The 15,308-nt window shown below is 69.8% G+C and carries 18 protein-coding genes; 6 read left to right on the top strand and 12 right to left on the bottom strand.

The window, feature by feature from the left end; genetic code table 11:
• Positions 1-11: 11 nt before the first annotated feature.
• Positions 12-989 (bottom strand): hypothetical protein, encoded by a 978-nt coding sequence (locus tag AB0M73_RS31720; protein ID WP_363898274.1) that lies wholly within the window; start codon positions 987-989, stop codon positions 12-14.
• The gene (locus AB0M73_RS31715; RefSeq protein WP_363898271.1) at positions 986-1,858 is read right to left on the bottom strand and encodes an ABC transporter ATP-binding protein; all 873 of its coding nucleotides are present in this window, start codon (positions 1,856-1,858) and stop codon (positions 986-988) included. Before AB0M73_RS31715 ends, AB0M73_RS31720 begins: the two co-directional genes overlap by 4 nt.
• A 271-nt stretch (positions 1,859-2,129) precedes the next feature.
• Between AB0M73_RS31715 and AB0M73_RS31710 the strand changes: the two genes are divergently transcribed.
• Positions 2,130-2,606 carry a DM13 domain-containing protein gene (locus AB0M73_RS31710; protein ID WP_363898267.1) on the top strand — a complete coding sequence of 159 codons (477 nt, stop codon included), beginning with the start codon at positions 2,130-2,132 and terminating at the stop codon, positions 2,604-2,606.
• Here the strand turns inward: AB0M73_RS31710 and AB0M73_RS31705 are convergent.
• Positions 2,603-3,631 carry a class II aldolase/adducin family protein gene (locus tag AB0M73_RS31705; RefSeq protein WP_363898264.1) on the bottom strand — a complete coding sequence of 343 codons (1,029 nt, stop codon included), beginning with the start codon at positions 3,629-3,631 and terminating at the stop codon, positions 2,603-2,605. The genes AB0M73_RS31710 and AB0M73_RS31705 overlap by 4 nt on opposite strands.
• Before the next feature lie 49 nt (positions 3,632-3,680).
• On the opposite strand from AB0M73_RS31705, the gene AB0M73_RS31700 reads away from it, so the two are divergent.
• The gene (locus AB0M73_RS31700) at positions 3,681-4,382 is read left to right on the top strand and encodes an SDR family oxidoreductase (protein WP_363898261.1); all 702 of its coding nucleotides are present in this window, start codon (positions 3,681-3,683) and stop codon (positions 4,380-4,382) included.
• Position 4,383: 1 nt separating this feature from the next.
• Here the strand turns inward: AB0M73_RS31700 and AB0M73_RS31695 are convergent, their stop codons facing one another.
• The 3 genes from AB0M73_RS31695 to AB0M73_RS31685 all read right to left on the bottom strand — a co-directional run bounded on the left by AB0M73_RS31695 (position 4,384) and on the right by AB0M73_RS31685 (position 6,726).
• The gene (locus AB0M73_RS31695) at positions 4,384-4,959 is read right to left on the bottom strand and encodes a LuxR C-terminal-related transcriptional regulator (protein ID WP_363898258.1); all 576 of its coding nucleotides are present in this window, start codon (positions 4,957-4,959) and stop codon (positions 4,384-4,386) included.
• A gap of 75 nt (positions 4,960-5,034) precedes the next feature.
• Positions 5,035-5,598 carry a CGNR zinc finger domain-containing protein gene (locus AB0M73_RS31690; protein ID WP_363898255.1) on the bottom strand — a complete coding sequence of 188 codons (564 nt, stop codon included), beginning with the start codon at positions 5,596-5,598 and terminating at the stop codon, positions 5,035-5,037.
• Between the two features lie 15 nt (positions 5,599-5,613).
• Positions 5,614-6,726 carry an MFS transporter gene (locus tag AB0M73_RS31685; RefSeq protein ID WP_363898252.1) on the bottom strand — a complete coding sequence of 371 codons (1,113 nt, stop codon included), beginning with the start codon at positions 6,724-6,726 and terminating at the stop codon, positions 5,614-5,616.
• Between the two features lie 74 nt (positions 6,727-6,800).
• On the opposite strand from AB0M73_RS31685, the gene AB0M73_RS31680 reads away from it, so the two are divergent.
• Positions 6,801-7,400: a response regulator transcription factor gene (locus AB0M73_RS31680; RefSeq protein ID WP_363898249.1), complete on the top strand. Its 600-nt coding sequence runs from the start codon at positions 6,801-6,803 to the stop codon at positions 7,398-7,400.
• A 17-nt stretch (positions 7,401-7,417) separates the two neighbouring features.
• Positions 7,418-8,341: a 2-dehydropantoate 2-reductase gene (locus tag AB0M73_RS31675; protein WP_363898246.1), complete on the top strand. Its 924-nt coding sequence runs from the start codon at positions 7,418-7,420 to the stop codon at positions 8,339-8,341.
• A gap of 111 nt (positions 8,342-8,452) precedes the next feature.
• Here AB0M73_RS31675 and AB0M73_RS31670 read toward each other — a convergent pair whose 3' ends face one another.
• Both AB0M73_RS31670 and AB0M73_RS31665 read right to left on the bottom strand, forming a co-directional pair.
• Positions 8,453-9,919, bottom strand: coding sequence for a catalase (locus AB0M73_RS31670; RefSeq protein ID WP_363898243.1), 1,467 nt, complete (start codon positions 9,917-9,919; stop codon positions 8,453-8,455).
• A gap of 112 nt (positions 9,920-10,031) precedes the next feature.
• Entirely contained in the window at positions 10,032-10,253 is a 222-nt protein-coding gene (locus tag AB0M73_RS31665; protein WP_363898240.1) for a serine hydrolase, read from the bottom strand.
• Positions 10,254-10,332: 79 nt separating this feature from the next.
• On the opposite strand from AB0M73_RS31665, the gene AB0M73_RS31660 reads away from it, so the two are divergent.
• On the top strand, positions 10,333-10,995 hold the full coding sequence (locus AB0M73_RS31660; protein ID WP_363898237.1) for a DUF998 domain-containing protein: 663 nt from the start codon (positions 10,333-10,335) through the stop codon (positions 10,993-10,995).
• 130 nt (positions 10,996-11,125) lie between these two features.
• Here AB0M73_RS31660 and AB0M73_RS31655 read toward each other — a convergent pair whose 3' ends face one another.
• A complete protein-coding gene (locus AB0M73_RS31655; protein WP_363898234.1) occupies positions 11,126-12,415 on the bottom strand; it encodes a carboxylesterase family protein in 1,290 nt (429 codons plus the stop codon).
• A 183-nt stretch (positions 12,416-12,598) separates the two neighbouring features.
• Between AB0M73_RS31655 and AB0M73_RS31650 the strand changes: the two genes are divergently transcribed.
• Positions 12,599-13,423, top strand: coding sequence for an SGNH/GDSL hydrolase family protein (locus AB0M73_RS31650; protein ID WP_363898231.1), 825 nt, complete (start codon positions 12,599-12,601; stop codon positions 13,421-13,423).
• An 84-nt stretch (positions 13,424-13,507) separates the two neighbouring features.
• Here the strand turns inward: AB0M73_RS31650 and AB0M73_RS31645 are convergent, their stop codons facing one another.
• The 3 genes from AB0M73_RS31645 to AB0M73_RS31635 all read right to left on the bottom strand — a co-directional run bounded on the left by AB0M73_RS31645 (position 13,508) and on the right by AB0M73_RS31635 (position 15,307).
• On the bottom strand, positions 13,508-14,224 hold the full coding sequence (locus AB0M73_RS31645; protein ID WP_363898227.1) for a helix-turn-helix domain-containing protein: 717 nt from the start codon (positions 14,222-14,224) through the stop codon (positions 13,508-13,510).
• A 169-nt stretch (positions 14,225-14,393) separates the two neighbouring features.
• On the bottom strand, positions 14,394-14,543 hold the full coding sequence (locus tag AB0M73_RS31640) for an FAD-dependent oxidoreductase (RefSeq protein ID WP_363898224.1): 150 nt from the start codon (positions 14,541-14,543) through the stop codon (positions 14,394-14,396).
• A 65-nt stretch (positions 14,544-14,608) separates the two neighbouring features.
• Entirely contained in the window at positions 14,609-15,307 is a 699-nt protein-coding gene (locus AB0M73_RS31635) for a DsbA family protein (RefSeq protein WP_363898220.1), read from the bottom strand.
• Between the last annotated feature and the right edge of the window lies 1 nt (position 15,308).

Here is a 15,308-nt window from a genome sequence, read left to right as displayed (position 1 = left end):
GTCGCCACGGCTCATGCCTGCCGGCGCACGGCCCAGCCGGTGGCGAGCACGAGCACCACGGCCAGGCCGAGGTAGATCGCGGCCTCCACCAGGTGCACGGTGCCCGCGGCCTCGGCCGGGACGACGTCGGCGAACCACTTCACCAGGCCGTGGTCGCGGTAGCAGGTGGCGGTGTCGGTGACCGGCGCGTCGCCCTTCGACCCGCAGTTCATGACGGCGTTCGTGGCGTTGGGCACCACAGTGCCGTTGGCGTCGAGGTAGCCGCCGAAGACGGTCAGCGAGCCCGGTTCGACCTTGGACACCGACGGGTCGTCGGAGACGATTCGCTGCGCCGGCACGAGGAACTTCTGCAGGCTGGACAGCGCGTAGCGCAGGACAACCGTCACGGCGAGGGTCACGGTCATCGCCACCAGCGTCCGCCGGGACGCCGCGCCGACGAACATGCCCAGCGAGAAGGCGAACAGCGTGTAGGCCACGGGCGCGAGGCCGCTGGTGCCGAACGTGGCGTAGAAGTACGGTCCGCTGGCCAGCGGGCCGATCTTCCCCGCCGCGCCGACCCACCACTCGACCAGCAGCTGCAGGGCAACCACCACGACCAGCGCGGGCGCCGCGGCCACCGCGATCTTGCTGGACATCCACCGGATCCGGCTCACCGACTGGGTGAACGCCAACACGTGCGTGCCCTGTTCCAGCTCACGGGCGAACAGCGGCGCCCCGCCGAACAGGCCGACCAGCACGGGCAGCGCGAGCACGAACAGCTGCCCGATCTTCATCCGGTCGAACCAGGTGTCCTGAAAGGACTGGACGACGTCGTTCCCGCAGCCGCCGTCGGCCCGAATGCCGATGGCCACGCAGTTCCCGAGCGCATGTCCGTCCAGATAGGACACCATCGACGCGCGGACGGCCAGCAACGCCGCCGCCCCGACCACGAACACGGCCAGCAGGGTGATCAACTGGGCGCGCTGCTGACGCCACACGACCCGGATCATGCCGCCACCTCACGGGAAGCGTCGCGCATGTAGCCCAGGGCCAGGTGCCCCAGCCTGGGGCGCAGTTGCCGCCAACCCCGCACTCCACCGGCCAGAGACGCGGGCACCAGCACCTCCTGCCCCTCGGCCGTGCGGCGGGCGTCGATCACGGAGCTCGCCGGCAACGGCAACGGGCCTTCGGGCGGTCCTACGAGCAGCACGTGCCCATCCAACAGGGTGTCGACGTCGCCGGCGACCCGGACCTGGCCGTTGGCCAGCAGCACCAGGTGATCGCACACGCCTTCCAGCTCGGCCAGCACGTGCGAGGACAGCAAAACCGTGATCCCCTGCCGGCGGCTCTCCTCGACCAGGTTGCGCAGCACCGACTCGCGGGCCAGTGGGTCCAGGTCGGCCAGCGGCTCGTCCAGCAGCAGCAACCTCGGCCGCTTGCCCAGGGCCAACGCCAGCGCCACCCGCGTCCGCTGGCCACCGGACAGCGTCCCGACCTTCGCCGTCAGCGGCACCTGCGCCCGTCGAACCAGGCCCTCCGCGTATTCCTGGTCCCACGTCGGATTGGTCCGCTGCCCGAACCGCAGCGTCTCCGCCACCGTGAACTGCGGGTACAGCGGCTTCTGCTGCGCCAGGAAAGCCACCGCCGGGTGCAGGCCCCGCCCGTTCGGCACGTCCCCGAACACCGCGATCTCCCCCGCCGTCGGCTTCACCAGGCCCGTGACCAGGCCCATCAGCGTGCTCTTGCCCGCCCCGTTCGGCCCCACCAGGGCCACCACCCGGTTCTCCGGGACACGCAGCGTGCAGTCACGCAGCGCCCATCCCCGCCGGTACTTCTTGCCCAGCCCCTCGGTCAGTACCGGGGCCTGCCCGTCCACCATGCCCGTTCTCCCCACGTTCTCCCAGCTCAACGCCGTGTTGATCCGACCCTACCACCTTTAACTACTTAAGTAGTGAAAGCCTGCAATGACCCAATCCGGCTACGGAGCGTGACGTGACACGGGCCGACGACCGCCGGCGGTCAAGGCATCGTCCACAACGGACGTCACCGCTCCGTAAGGACGCAACGGGATCATCGGCGCGTGCAGGCCTCGTTACAGACAGCAGTAGGGCCGACCGGCAGGGTCGGCCGCCGATGGACGAGGTGGTTCGATGCGGGCGCTCCTGGCACGGCGCAAGATCGTGGTTCCGGTGGCGGTGGCGGTGATCGTCCTGGTCGGCGTGGGGCTGTGGGCGTTCCAGCCGTGGAAGCTGTTCACCAGCAGCACGGTGAACGAGAAGCTGACGGACGGGGCCGTGCAGAAGGGGACGTTCCGAACGCTGGCCCACCCGACGAGCGGCCAGGCGGAGATCGTGAAGGGCGCGGACGGCTCGTACACGGTGCAGCTGCGGGACTTCAGCACGAGCGACGGCCCCGCGGTGCACGTGTGGCTGACCGACAAGGCGCAGGATGCCGGCGACGCCGCCTTCGGCGGGGACGGCCACCTGGATCTGGGGAATCTGAAGGCCACCAACGGCAACGAGGTCTACGCGGTGCCGGCGGGCACGGACATCGCGCAGTACAAGAGCGTGCTGGTGTGGTGCGAACGGTTCTCGGTGGGCTTCGGGGTGGCCGGCCTCGGGGCCTAGTGCCGGGGAATTCCGCTGACGGGATGCCGTGCGGGCGTTGAGGAAGAAGCGATCAGCGCCCGCACGGCCCGCTTCGACGTGTTGTGCAGCGAGTGCGCGACGGCCGAGTCGAACTGGAGGGAATCGCCGGGCTTGAGGACGATCTCGTTGTCCCCCAAGCGAACCAGCACGGAGCCGGCGAGGGCGTGCAGCCATTCTTCGCCGGTGTGGTTGGCCTCCGCGGTGCTGGCGCCGGCGGGGAGCTCGACCGTGACGACGGCGACGCCGGCATGGGGGCCGCTGAGGACCTCGTAGCGGGCGTCGCCGCTCTCGTGCACGGTGGCCTCGCCTGCCCGGACGAGGTGGTACTCCTGCTCGGGCAGGTCCTCGACCAGGGTCCCGATCGACACGCCGTAGGCCCGGGCGAGCTGGAGCAGGCTGCCGATGGACGGCTGCCGCTCACCCTTCTCGATGCGGGAAAGGTGCGTGATGGAGATGCCGGTTAGCTGCCCGAGCTGGGTCAGCGTGAGCCCGCGGTCCAGCCGCACCTGCCGCAGCCGGTCGGCCACCAGCCGGTCGATGTCCTCGCCCATGAGGCAAAACCCTACTAGTCCAGCACGTCCGGCTCGGTGGCCAGGACCAGGTCGGCCAGGATCTGGAAGCTGTGCCGGGCCCTTGTACTCGTCAAACAGCACGTGATCGCTGTAGAAGGCGCATGACTCCTGGATGATCGGGTCCAGGGTCTTGCCCAGCGCCGCGAACGCTCGCCCGTGGATGCTGTGCGCATGGGCGACGGCGACCACGTCCGGCCGTGCACTGTGGACAGACGAGTGGATCCAGAACGCCGCCTTGTTCGTGCGGCGGCTGCCTTCCGCCACTCGGCCCTGCTCGTCGATCAACAGCAGGTCGCTGACCTTGATCCGGGAGAAGTGCACCGCGTACGGGCTGACCCAGAACCGGTCCGGGCCTCGACCGTTCCCCGTGTCGTCGGCAGCTCGTCCAGATCGAGCTGCATGTCCGAAGTGGTCACGACAACCTCCTCGCAAGGTTTTGCCTCCTAGGCAACTGTAGCGCCTACGTGGCAAACTTCAAGGCATGGGAACTTCGTTTCAGGACAAGTCCGCGCTGGTCATCGGCCGCCCCAGCGGTATCGCCCGCGCCGTCGTCGAGGCCGCCCTCGCCGAGGGCGCGGAGGTCGTCGCCGCCGGCCGTGACGCTCAGAAGCTGCGCGACGGCTACGGCGACGCCGTTCGAGCCGAGACCGTCGACGTCACGGACGACGCCTCCATCCAGGCCTTGGCCGCCCGGCTCGGGCCCGTGGACCACGTCGTCACCACTGCCTCCGCCCGCGCCCGCGGTCTGCTCGGCGACCTGGACCGCGAGTCGTTGCTGCAGTCCTTCAACACCAAGGTGATCGGGCCGGCGATGCTGGCCAAGCACCTCAGCATCACCGAGTCCTTCACGCTGTTCAGCGGCGTGGCGGCGTTCAAGCCCGCGGTCGGCTACCTCGGCGTGGCGATCACCAACGGGGCGGCGGACTTCCTGACCCGCTCGCTGTCGTTGGAGATGGCGCCGGTGCGGGTCAACGCCATCTCCCCCGGCGTCATCGACACGGGCATCTGGGATGCGTTGGGGGAACCGGGAAAGGCGGAGTACTTCGAGCACTTCCGCACGCACAACCCGGCGCGGCGGATCGGGACGGTGGAGGACATCGCGCAGGCGGTGGTTTTCGCCATGACCAACCGGTTCTTGACGGGTGTGACGCTGCGGGTGGATGGCGGGGAGCCGCTGACGTGAGTCAGAGGACGCCGGAGCGCAGGGCGAAGGCGACGGCCTGGACGCGGTTGCGGAACTTGTGGCGGGTGGAGAGCGTGTGCAGGACGTGTTTGATGGTGCTCTCGGAATAGGTGAGCCGCCTGGCGATCTCGGCGGTCTCGGCGCCGTCGGCCAGGAGCCGGAGCACCTCGACCTCACGGGTGGTGAAGCCGGTGGGCGGCGAAGGCCGGCGGGGCGAGGTCAAGGGAACAAGCTGCGCGGCCAGGTCCCGGGGCGACAATGGCTGTGGGGCTGAGAAAGCGGCGAGGACGGCGTCGGTGAGCTCGGGGCCGCTGGCCCGGGAGCGATCGACGACAGCGACGACACGGCACTCGGTCAACGGGACGCCCTCGTCGACGGAGCCGGCGAGCAGGACGAGGGGCACGGGCGGAAGCTGGCGGAGGCGGGTGACGGCGGCGAAGTCGAGGCGGGGGACGGAAAAGACGACGACGTCGGGCGGTGACGACTCGACGATGCGGGGATGGCGGCGCAGGAGCGAGCCGAGCCCGGCCGAGGCGATGACGTCCGGAGCGACGACATGCACGGCGACCTGATCCATGACACTCCCCTTGCTCGTGGCGGAACGCGAGCATGACCGGCGATCATTGGCGGATTCTTGACCACGGAGCGTGAACTAGTGGGCGCGGTCCCGGTACGCGGCGGCCTTGCTGGTGTTGCCGCAACGGCTCATGGAGCACCACCGGCGCGGGCGGCCGCCGGGAGAGTCGAGAAAGATCATGCGGCAGACCGGGGAATCGCACGCCCGTAGCCGGGAGCGGCGGTTGGGATCGAGGAGCACGTCGATGGCGTCCCGGGCCAACACAGCGGTCAGATCGTCGGCGGACCAACGGAGGTCGTGGAGGGCCGGCACAAGGCGGGGCGGGGAGATCGACGCGGCGGCATTGACCGCGGCGGGAGAAACCGGGCGGCCGGCCATGGCGTCGGTGACGACGGCGAAGATCTCCTCCCGTAGGCGGCGCAGACCGGCCAAGGTGTCGGCGCCGGCCTCTCCCTCGGCCAACGGGAAGCCGATGCCGTCGGCCCAGGTCCGGAGCCGCGTCACGTCGGTGAGACGCTCGATGCCGGCGCTGGGGCGGCGGCCGATGGTGGCCAACAGGTTCAGCGACGGCGAGCCCGCGTCGTACCGGAGCTCCCGCAGCTGGGCGGTCACCCGAACCTTGGGCAGCGTGTCGTCCACATCACCAATAGTAACCTATTTGACGGTTACTGGGACGAGAAGCGCGACCACGACCGCCGCCGCCACGAACACCAGGGCGGCCGGGGCGATGGTGTTGACGGCGGTGAACAGGTAGGGCGCGACGAAGCCGACGTAGGCCAGGCAATAGAACACCGCGGTGACGCCGGCGAGCTCCTCGGCCGAGGCCAGCGCCTCGACCCGGCTGAGGCCGCCGACCAGGAGCATGCCGTAGCCGCAACCCAACACGATGGCGGTCGGAACCAGGAGAAACACCTGGCCCAGGCCGACGGACAGGGCGGCGAGCAGAAAGCCCAGAACGGCCGAAGCGAGTCCGAAGGTCAGTACGGAACCGGCGCGGCGAGCCTCCAGGCGACGAGCCAATGGCTGGACGAGGAGCCCGCTGCCGAGCGTGAGGCCGGCGATCGCGCCGCTGCTGGCGATGGGCACGCCGGGCACGGGCAGGATCGTCGGCAGCACGGCGAAACTCGTGGTGGCGGCGCCGAAGACCAGCGGGGCGCTGGGCACGACCCGGCGCAGGAACTCGGGGTGCCGCAAGGCGTTGCGCAGCCGGACCCGGCGGCCAGAGACGGGACTGGTCTCCGGGGCGTGCCAACACAACGCGGCGGCCACAGCCACGACAACCAGATGCGCCAGATACGGCACGACCGCCGGCATGGGCAGCCACTGAGCCAAAATGCCGGCGACGAGCGGGCCGCCACCGAAGCCGGCCGACAGGGCGCCGGCGGACCGCCGCGCTCCCCCGCTCGGAGACAACTCCTTGATCCACGCGCTGCCCGGGCCGAAAGCGGCGCCGGAGGCCACGCCGGCGACCAGCCGTCCGAGGCCCAACAGCCAGAGGTTGTCCGCGCCGAAGATCAAGATCACCGAAGCCAGGGCCGACAGGACCAACACCGGCCGCATCACGCCCCGCCGGCCGAGCCGGGCCGACAGCGGGGCCCCGACCAGCAGGGCCGGGATCAGGCCGATCACGTACGCCCCGAACACGGCCGCGACCAGCGAGGACGAGAGGTGGTCGAGGTCGCGGTAGACGATCAGCAGCGGCGAGAACTGGTTGGCGCCCCAGCCGACGGCCAGCACGGCCGAGGCGGCCCGCAGCCAAGGCTTCACGTGAGACCTCCTTAATAACCGAAACTATGGTTACTCGGGTAACCTGGCGAAGGCAACAGGAGAAGGGAAGGCGCGTGCGCAGAGTCCACGTGGTGGCCCCGGACGTGATCACCGGCAAGGCCGTCGCCGCGCTGCTGGACGGCCAGTTCACCCTGGCCTGCACGCCGCCGATCGACGTGGCCCTGGTGGTGGACGACGTCTTCCTGCCCTCGACCATGGGTCGGGTCCAGGACACCGCCGCACTGGGCGTCCCGATCGTGCTGCTGACCCGCCAACTCCAGGCCGGCTCGCTGTTGACGCTGATCGGCCACGGCGTCGTCGCGGTGTTGGACAGCGCCTCGACCAGCGGCGCCCAGCTCGTCGAGGCGATCGACGCGGCCGCCCGGGGCGCGGGGATCGTGTCGCCGGAGCTGATGGGCCCGCTGCTGCGACAGGTCCGCGACCTTCAGCGCACGATCCTGCACCCGCTCGGCTACACCGGCGTCGGTCTCTCGACGCGCGAGGTGGAGATCCTGCGGCTGCTGGCCGAAGGCCGCGAGACCAAGGAGATCGCCGACGCGCTGTCGTACTCCGAGAGCACGGTGAAGAAGGACCTGCACGAGCTGATCACCCGGTTCCGGCTGCGCAACCGCACCCAGGCGGTCGCCTTCGCCATCCGGGCCGGCGTGCTATGAACAACCCGGGAGGACACATGCGGATCGCGGTGATGGGCACGGGCGGGGTCGGTGGCTACTTCGGGGCCAGGCTGGCCGCGGGTGGTCACGAGGTGGCGTTCGTCGCTCGCGGCACCCACCTGAAAGCCTTGCAGGAGAACGGACTCCAGGTGCGGAGCCCGCTGGGCGACCTGCACCTGACCGAGCTCGTGGCCACCGACGATCCGGCCGAGCTGGAGCCCGTCGACCTGGTGCTGTTCGGCGTGAAGCTGTGGGACACCGAGTCCGCCGCCGCCCAGATCCGACCGTTGTTGCGGCCTGACACGGCGGTGGTGTCGTTCCAGAACGGCGTGGTGAAGGACGACATCCTGCGCCGCATCCTCGGCCCCGAGCACGTGCTGGGCGGCGTCTGCTACATCGCGGCGACGATCGCCGAACCGTGCGTCATCAACCACGCGAACACGTTGCAGCGCTTGGTCTTCGGCGAGTACGACGGCGTGTCCACGCCGAGGGTCGAGGCGTTTCTCCAGGCCTGTCGGGAAAGCGGGCTCGACGCCGAGGTGAGCCCGGACATCGCGCGCACGATCTGGGAGAAGTTCGTGTTCCTGGTCGGCCTGTCCGGCGTCACCAGCCTGGCCCGCACGGCGATCGGCCCGATCCGGGCCAACCCGCGTTCCCGGGCGTTCCTGCACGACGTCATGGACGAGGTCGTCGAGGTCGCACGGGCCTCGGGCGTCGAACTGCCGGCCGACTACGCCGACGACCGAATGGCCTTTGTGGACACTGTCGACCAGGCCATGGCCTCCTCGATGCACCACGACCTGGAGCGCGGAAACCGGCTGGAAGTGGCCTGGCTCAGCGGCGACGTCGTCGACCGGGCCCGGGCCCTCGGGGTGCCGACGCCGGCGAACCGGGCAATCGCCGACGTCCTGTCCGTGCACGCCGACGGTGCGCAGCCCTGACTTGGGCCGACTTCACACCCCCGCGAGTCCCGCCCACAGTCACACCGAACTGTATGAATCCGTTTTGTACTTTCGGTGTGACGCTGAGCGGGACTCGCGGGGGTGGAGGGGTCAGAGGGCGGAGTGGGCTTCGCAGGCTTTGCGGACGCCGTCGCCGTAGGCCGGGTCGGCCTGGGCGCAGTTCGCGATGTGCTTCTCGATCGTCTCCCGGCGGGCGCCCTTGATGGCCCGGGCGGTGTTGTCGAACAGGACCTGCTGCTGCTCGCCGGTCATCAGGCGGAACAGGTCGCCGGGCTGCTGGAAGTAGTTGTCGTCGTCGGCCCGGAAGTCGAAGCGGTCGGCGGTGGCGCCGACGGCCTGGGCCGGGTCGGCGTAGGCGGGCTGCTCGGCCCAGCGCCCGAAGTTGTTGGGCTCGATGCCGGGCACGCCGCCCTGGTTGCCGTCGACCCGCATGCCGCCGTCACGGTGGTACGTGTTGACCAGCGCGGCGGCCCGCGGGTGGTTGACCGGGATCTGGTGGTGGTTCACGCCCAGCCGGTACCGCGCGGCGTCGCCGTAGGAGAACAACCGGCCCTGCAGCATCCGGTCGGGGCTGAACGAGATGCCCGGCACCAGGTTGGCCGGGGTGAACGCGGCCTGCTCGACGTCGGCGAAGTAGTTGTCGGGGTTGCGGTTGAGGGTCACCTCGCCCACCTCGATCAGCGGATAGTCCTTCTTGCTCCACACCTTGGTCAGGTCGAACGGGTGGAAGCGGTAGTCGGCGGCGTCGGCCTCGGGCATGACCTGCACGCACAGCGTCCACTTGGGATGGTCACCACGCTCGATCGACTCGTACAGGTCACGCTGGTGCGACTCGCGGTCGCCGGCGACGACCTGCGCGGCCTCGGCGTCGGTGAGGTTCTCGATGCCCTGCTGGGTACGGAAGTGGAACTTCACCCAGTGCCGCTCGCCCTCGGCGTTGATGAGGCTGAAGGTGTGCGAGCCGAAGCCGTGCATGTGCCGGTAGGAGCGCGGGATGCCCCGCTCGCTCATCACGATGGTGACCTGGTGCAGCGCCTCGGGCAGGTTGACCCAGAAGCCCCAGTTGTTCTCGGGGTCGCGGAGATTGGTGCGCGGGTCCCGCTTCACGGCCCGGTTGAGGTCCGGGAACTTCAGCGGGTCGCGGAAGAAGAACACCGGCGTGTTGTTGCCGACGACGTCCCAGTTGCCTTCCTCGGTGTAGAAGCGCAGCGCGAAGCCGCGGATGTCCCGTTCGGCGTCGGCGGCGCCGCGCTCGCCGGCCACCGTGGAGAAGCGCTGGAACACCTCGCACTCGTTGCCGATCCTGTTGAACAGCGCGGCGCGGGTGTAGCGGCTGATGTCGCCGGTGACCCGGAACGTGCCGAACGCGCCGGAGCCCTTGGCGTGCATGCGCCGCTCGGGGATCACCTCGCGGTCGAAGTGCGCGAGTTTCTCCAGGAACCACAGGTCCTGCAGCAGCATCGGCCCGCGCGGGCCGGCCGTCAGGCTGTTCTGGTTGTCGGCGACGGGAGCGCCGGCCGCAGTGGTCAGCGGCTTGGTGTTCTCTTCGAAAGCCATCACGCCTCCTCGGGGTCTCGGCCAGCCCACCACCCTGTCTGGAGTCAGTCAAGAAAACGATCTGATCCAGACATCATCGTGTCCGGATCGGTGGCCTCGTCCAGGGCCTCGATCAGCGCCATCTTGCGCGGGTCGTCCCGCAGGCCGGCCACGTTGGCCAGGAAGAACTGCCCGAGGTCTGGCCCGTGACACGGCGGATCACCTCGCCGACCAGGTAGCCGTGCGAGATGGCCTGGTAGCCGCTGTTCGAGCCCGGCTCGAACAGCGGACCCTGCGCCGCCAGCAGTTCGACCATCTTCGGCCGGTCCAGCAGGTCCTCGGCGGTCAGCGGCATTGGGTGTGATCCCCACGCCGACAGCCTTCCGACAGGTTGCGCCGAGCAAACGCCGATGATCGGTGGCGATGGTGGAGGCATGACCGTTTCGACCGCCTTCACCCGGCTCGGCATCGCGGCCCTGGCCGTGGGCGCCGCATTGATCGTTCTGCTGTCCGTGCTGCCGTCGTCCGAGCCGGTCAGCGTGCTGCGGCAGACCATCAGCCAGTACGGCCTCACCGACAACAGCTGGATCTTCAACCTCGCCGTCCTGCTGGTCGCGGCCGGGTCCGCGGCGATCGTCGGCGTGCTGCGGTCACAGCGTCGGCTGCCGACGGCGTCGGTGGTGTTGGGCGGGCTGTGGGTGGTGGGGCTGCTGGTGATCGTGGCGTTCCCCAAGAACAACTGGGCCGTGAACGCGGCCGGCACTCTCGGCGGCCTCCTGCACCGGTACGCCAGCGTGGTGGCCTTCGTGGCCCTGCCGATCGCCGTGCTGCTGGCCGCGGCGCAGGCCTTTCCGGACGCGCCGAGGCGGCGGGCGTTGGCCCGGTTGCTGGGCTACGCCTCGCTGGGCTGGTTCGTGGCGATCTTGGCGGCGTTGCCGGTCGGGGCGGCGATGGGTGTCGTGGCGTGGTGGGAGATCATCCCGCTGGGGCTGATGGAACGGGGCATGGCGTTCACGGAGGTGATCGCCCTGGTGGCGCTGGCGGTGCCCGTGACTCGGGTGGTGACCCGGACACCGGAGCTGGCAGTCACGGGGTGATGGAACGTAGGTCGGGGCTGATGGCTCCCGCCCGACGGTGACGGCCAACGCCAGCGGCCACCCGGTGCACTCCCTTCGCCTCTCGTTGCGAGCCCAACAACGCGAGGGCACCACGGATGTTTCCGTTTCCTTACCGGGCCACGATTTCGGCGGGGGTGTCGAAGCGCATCACCGACGGGTACTCCGACCAACCCGGCGCCCCGTCGCGGGCGAACGAGATCCAGGCCTGGTGCATGGTGTCGGCGAGATCCTGCGGCGGCGCGTCACCCTCCAGCGCGGAGTGGCCGAGGGTGTCGAAGACGAAGCCGATGTCCAGGCCGTGGGCCGCGCCGACGCCGGGAAGCGGTGAGCGCCAGGCGAACTCGTAGACGAAGGTCCGACCGGGACGGTGCTCGGCCAGCTCGTTGATGGGCCCGCGGAACAGGGCCTGGGTCAACGTGGTGGCGACATCGGCGGCGCCGGGCAGCATGCGGAGCAGCTCGTCCGAGGCGCAGCCGACCATCAGGTCCGTCTCCTGGCCCGATCCGTCGAGAACGCGTTGCCACGGGTCAACTGTCACCAACGAGCCATCGACGACCGTGCTGAAGGCCAGGGCGGAGCCCGTCGTCGTGGTGCCCCACACCGCCGGATCCGGGTCGGCTTGCAACTCTCCGTACACGGCAAGGGCGATACCGGCCAGAGTCTCCGGCTCAATGGCGCTCAACGCCTGGGCCGTCGCCTCGACCCCGGCGTGCTGGGCGATCCGCGCGGTGACCAGGGCGGCGTCCTCGGGAGCGTGCGCACCACGCAACAGGCCACTTTGGATGATCGCCCGCCGGAACAGCCCGGTGTCCAACGACAGCAAGGACATCACGGATCCGGCCCCGGCCGACAGCCCAGCCACTGTGACGTTGGCCGGGTCGCCACCGAAGGCCGAGATGTTGTCCCGCACCCATTCCAGGGCGGCGATCTGGTCGCGCAGGCCCCGGTTGGCCGGGGCGTCCGGCAGGTGGGCGAAACCCTCCGCGCCGAGCCGGTGGTTGATCGACACCAGCACCACGCCGTCACGGGCGAACGCGGCCCCGCCGTACACGGACTGCGCGGCCGATCCCATCACGTTGCCGCCGCCGGGAATCCACACCAGCACCGGTCGCTTGCCGGTCAGCGCCGGCGTCCACACGTTGAGGTTGAGGCAGTCCTCACCGGGAATCTTGGGATCCGGGAACGGGTCGCCGCCCGGGATCAGGCCCGCGCCGGGCGGGGTCGGCCCGAACTCCAGCGCGTCGCGGACGCCGGTCCACGGCGTGACCGCAGCAGGGGCGCGGAAGCGGTGAGGTCCGAAGGGCGCGGCGGCGTAGGGAATGCCGAGAAAGCTCGCCACCTCGTCCGTCCACCGGCCTCGGACGTCGCCGGCCAAGGTATGGACCACAGCATCGCGCATGGCCGCTTTTCTATCAGCCGTGACCGGACGGGAACCATTTCCCCGTCCTCCGATCAGTCAAAACTACCCGTACGAACACAGTCCGGCCGCCCGTGCAGTCACGACCGGCATCCGCGTCCGTTCCCTTGCCGGCCGTCCGAGCCGCACATAGCGTCGCCGTCACCTGTCCTGAACGGAGATTCCATGCTCAAGAAATGGCTGCTGGCGACGGCGACGGCCGCCGCGCTGGTGCTCGCCACCGGGACGGCCGCGTCGGCCTCCCCCGCCCCGGTCTACCTGTCGCTGGGCGATTCTCTGTCGGTCGGCTTCCAGCCCGACGCCCAGGGGGTCGGCCACCCCACCGCCCAGGGCTTCGACCACGACCTCGCCCGCGGGCTGCGGCTGACCGAGCTCGGCTGTCCGGCCGAGACCACCACCAGCATGATCGGCGGCGGCGTCTGCGCCTATCCCGGCGCGAAGTCTCAACTCGACGCCGCCGTCAACTTCCTGACCGCGCACCGCAATCGGGTCGCATTGATCACCATCGTCATCGGCGCCACCGACGTGGAGAACTGCGCGACGGCGACCGGGATCGACATGGCCTGCCTCGCCCAGGGCGTCGGCGCGATCCAGGCCAACCTGCCGGTTATCCTCGACCGGCTCAAGGCCGCCGCCCCCTACGCCAAGTTCGTCGGCCTCAACCTGTACGACCCGTTCCTCGCCGCGTTCCTCCAGGGTGACGCCGGACAGCAACTGGCCCGGCAGTCGGTGCCGCTGACGCAGCAGGTCAACGGCATTCTCGCCGCCGCCTACGGCCAGCACAACGTGCCGGTGGCCGACGTGGAATCCGCTTTCCACACCACGGACTTCACGCCCGGCGCGGACGGGATTCCCTTGAACGTGGCCACCATCTGCCAGGACACGTTCATGTGCCAGCCGCCCCCGGTCGGCCCGAACATCCACCCCGACCCGGCCGGCTACTGCCTGATGGCCGGGGCGGTCCTGGACAAGCTCGTCACCCGCTGGTGATCTCGCCGTCGACCATCGCGAGCACCACGGATCCTGTGGCGCCTGATCGGCCGTCGAGGTCGTGGTCCATCGGGGCGCCGCGTTTCACCGCTCCAGGGATCGGCTCGCGTGGTGGGCGAGCGAAAGCGATTCGACGACGGCGTTGCGGTGCCCGATCAGCAGTTCCCGGGCCTCGGCGGCGGCCGATTCGACAGCCGGCGTCACACCCGGCGCGTCGAGAACGGCGTGCACCGAACTGGCGAACACGGCTCCGGTGTCGAAACCGTCAGGGTGCAGCACGGCATCGGTGTTGACGGCGAGGGAGTAGAACCCGGCGTTCACGGCCCGGATCACGTATTCCTGTTCGGCCACGGTCCAGTCCGTGCGGGCGAAGCCGTGCCGGCGCCAGATCGGCAGCAGGGCGGCGGACATCCGGCCGGGACCCAGCACGCCGAGCAGCGCCCGGGTTTTCTCGTGCTGTCCAAGCAGGCCCAAAGTGTCCAGGTCGGCGGTCTGCACCGCCCGCACGAAGGCGTGCCGCAGTCCGGACTCGACCATCGCGGGCAGCATCCGATGTGGACCGACGATGCCGGGATCCTCGGCCAGCGCGTCGATGTACTCGTCGGTGGCGGTCACGTAGTCGCGGGCGACCAGCTCGATGAACAGGTCTTCCTTGGTCTTCCAGTACAGGTACAGCGTGCCCCGCCCGATGTGGGCCCGGGCGGCGATGTCGGAGACGCTGACGTTGCGCACGCCCCGACTCAGCACGAGTTCCCGTGACACCGCGAGAATCCGCTCGGTCTTGGCGGGATCGTGCCTCATCCTTCTCCGTCCACTGTGGCCGCTCGGGCGGCGACGATGCCGTAGTCCTTCATGGCGAAGCCGCGCTCGGGCCCGCGGGCTTTGCGCATGTGGACCGCCGGCGGCCGGCGGAACTCGCCGTCCTCCGGGGCGAGTCCGGGCGGCGGCTCGAACGCGCCGTCGTGCGTGGTCAGGTCGGGAAGTAACTGTCGCCGCGGCGGGCCGGAACCCGTTCCACGACGACAGTTCGCCACCCCGATTCGGAAAGCTGCTCCGCGGTGGCCAGGCCGCTGATGCCCAGGCCGACGACCAGGGCGCGGCGTCGGTCGTGAATTGTCATGTGTCAACCACAGGACCGGCTGAACGGTGTGGCGAACCGTTCAGCCGGTGGTTCGGGCCACCACGTCACAGCAGCGACGCGGCGTGACAGAGCAGGCGGTCGAACACCGTGGGGTCGTAGGCCTCGATCACGGGGTAGCCGATGCCGAAACCGCCGTTCACCCAGTCCACCCGCACGCCCGGATTGGCCTCGTCGGTGCCGTCGGCGAGGAACACGTGCGGGCTGCAGTTCACCCGCCCCTCCCGGGCCGCCTCGAACTGCGCCATCACGTCGGCGCGGGCCCGGCCGGTGTCCAGATCGGCGGCCAACTCCTTGACGTCGACGGCCTTCGTGCCCTCGGCGACGTCCAGAATCACGTGCCGCATGCTGATGCACCGGCCCTGCGCCCAGAAAGCCTGGCGCAGGGCCAGATCCAGTCGCTCGCTGGCCTGCCAGCCCTGCCGCTTGGCCGCCTGCACGGCCTCCAGCGCCGGCAACATCGTCACCGGGTACGTCCAGTCCGGGCCCTGCCACAACCGCCAGCCGGCATTCGGCTCGATGCCGCCGACGACCGCCACCTCGGAGTCCACGCCGGGCCGCTCGTTCACCGTGAGGTTGAACAGCTCCAGCGGAAACGCCCTGTGGTCGAAGGAGATCCGCCCCTCCAGGCCCAGCCGGCAGCGGGCCTCGTGCAGCTTGTGCACGGCCAGGTGCGCGAAGGAGCAGTTCAGATCGGTGAAGACGACGATGGTCTCCGGACTCGTGGGATAACGCGTCTGGTCCATC

The sequence above is a fragment of the Kutzneria sp. NPDC051319 genome (assembly GCF_040682195.1).
In the GTDB taxonomy this organism is placed as follows: Bacteria; Actinomycetota; Actinomycetes; order Mycobacteriales; family Pseudonocardiaceae; genus Kutzneria.
This window is presented reverse-complemented; position numbering and strand designations above follow the sequence as displayed.

Bases quoted from the DNA above. Each gene is read 5' to 3' on its own strand.
- AB0M73_RS31720 (WP_363898274.1), bottom strand. From the start codon at position 989: ATGATCCGGGTCGTGTGGCGTCAGCAGCGCGCCCAGTTGATCACCCTG.
- AB0M73_RS31715 (WP_363898271.1), bottom strand. From the start codon at position 1,858: ATGGTGGACGGGCAGGCCCCGGTACTGACCGAGGGGCTGGGCAAGAAG.
- AB0M73_RS31710 (WP_363898267.1), top strand. From the start codon at position 2,130: ATGCGGGCGCTCCTGGCACGGCGCAAGATCGTGGTTCCGGTGGCGGTG.
- AB0M73_RS31700 (WP_363898261.1), top strand. From the start codon at position 3,681: ATGGGAACTTCGTTTCAGGACAAGTCCGCGCTGGTCATCGGCCGCCCC.
- AB0M73_RS31695 (WP_363898258.1), bottom strand. From the start codon at position 4,959: ATGGATCAGGTCGCCGTGCATGTCGTCGCTCCGGACGTCATCGCCTCG.
- AB0M73_RS31675 (WP_363898246.1), top strand. From the start codon at position 7,418: ATGCGGATCGCGGTGATGGGCACGGGCGGGGTCGGTGGCTACTTCGGG.
- AB0M73_RS31670 (WP_363898243.1), bottom strand. From the start codon at position 9,919: ATGGCTTTCGAAGAGAACACCAAGCCGCTGACCACTGCGGCCGGCGCT.
- AB0M73_RS31665 (WP_363898240.1), bottom strand. From the start codon at position 10,253: ATGCCGCTGACCGCCGAGGACCTGCTGGACCGGCCGAAGATGGTCGAA.
- AB0M73_RS31660 (WP_363898237.1), top strand. From the start codon at position 10,333: ATGACCGTTTCGACCGCCTTCACCCGGCTCGGCATCGCGGCCCTGGCC.
- AB0M73_RS31655 (WP_363898234.1), bottom strand. From the start codon at position 12,415: ATGCGCGATGCTGTGGTCCATACCTTGGCCGGCGACGTCCGAGGCCGG.
- AB0M73_RS31650 (WP_363898231.1), top strand. From the start codon at position 12,599: ATGCTCAAGAAATGGCTGCTGGCGACGGCGACGGCCGCCGCGCTGGTG.
- AB0M73_RS31645 (WP_363898227.1), bottom strand. From the start codon at position 14,224: ATGAGGCACGATCCCGCCAAGACCGAGCGGATTCTCGCGGTGTCACGG.
- AB0M73_RS31640 (WP_363898224.1), bottom strand. From the start codon at position 14,543: ATGACAATTCACGACCGACGCCGCGCCCTGGTCGTCGGCCTGGGCATC.
- AB0M73_RS31635 (WP_363898220.1), bottom strand. From the start codon at position 15,307: ATGGACCAGACGCGTTATCCCACGAGTCCGGAGACCATCGTCGTCTTC.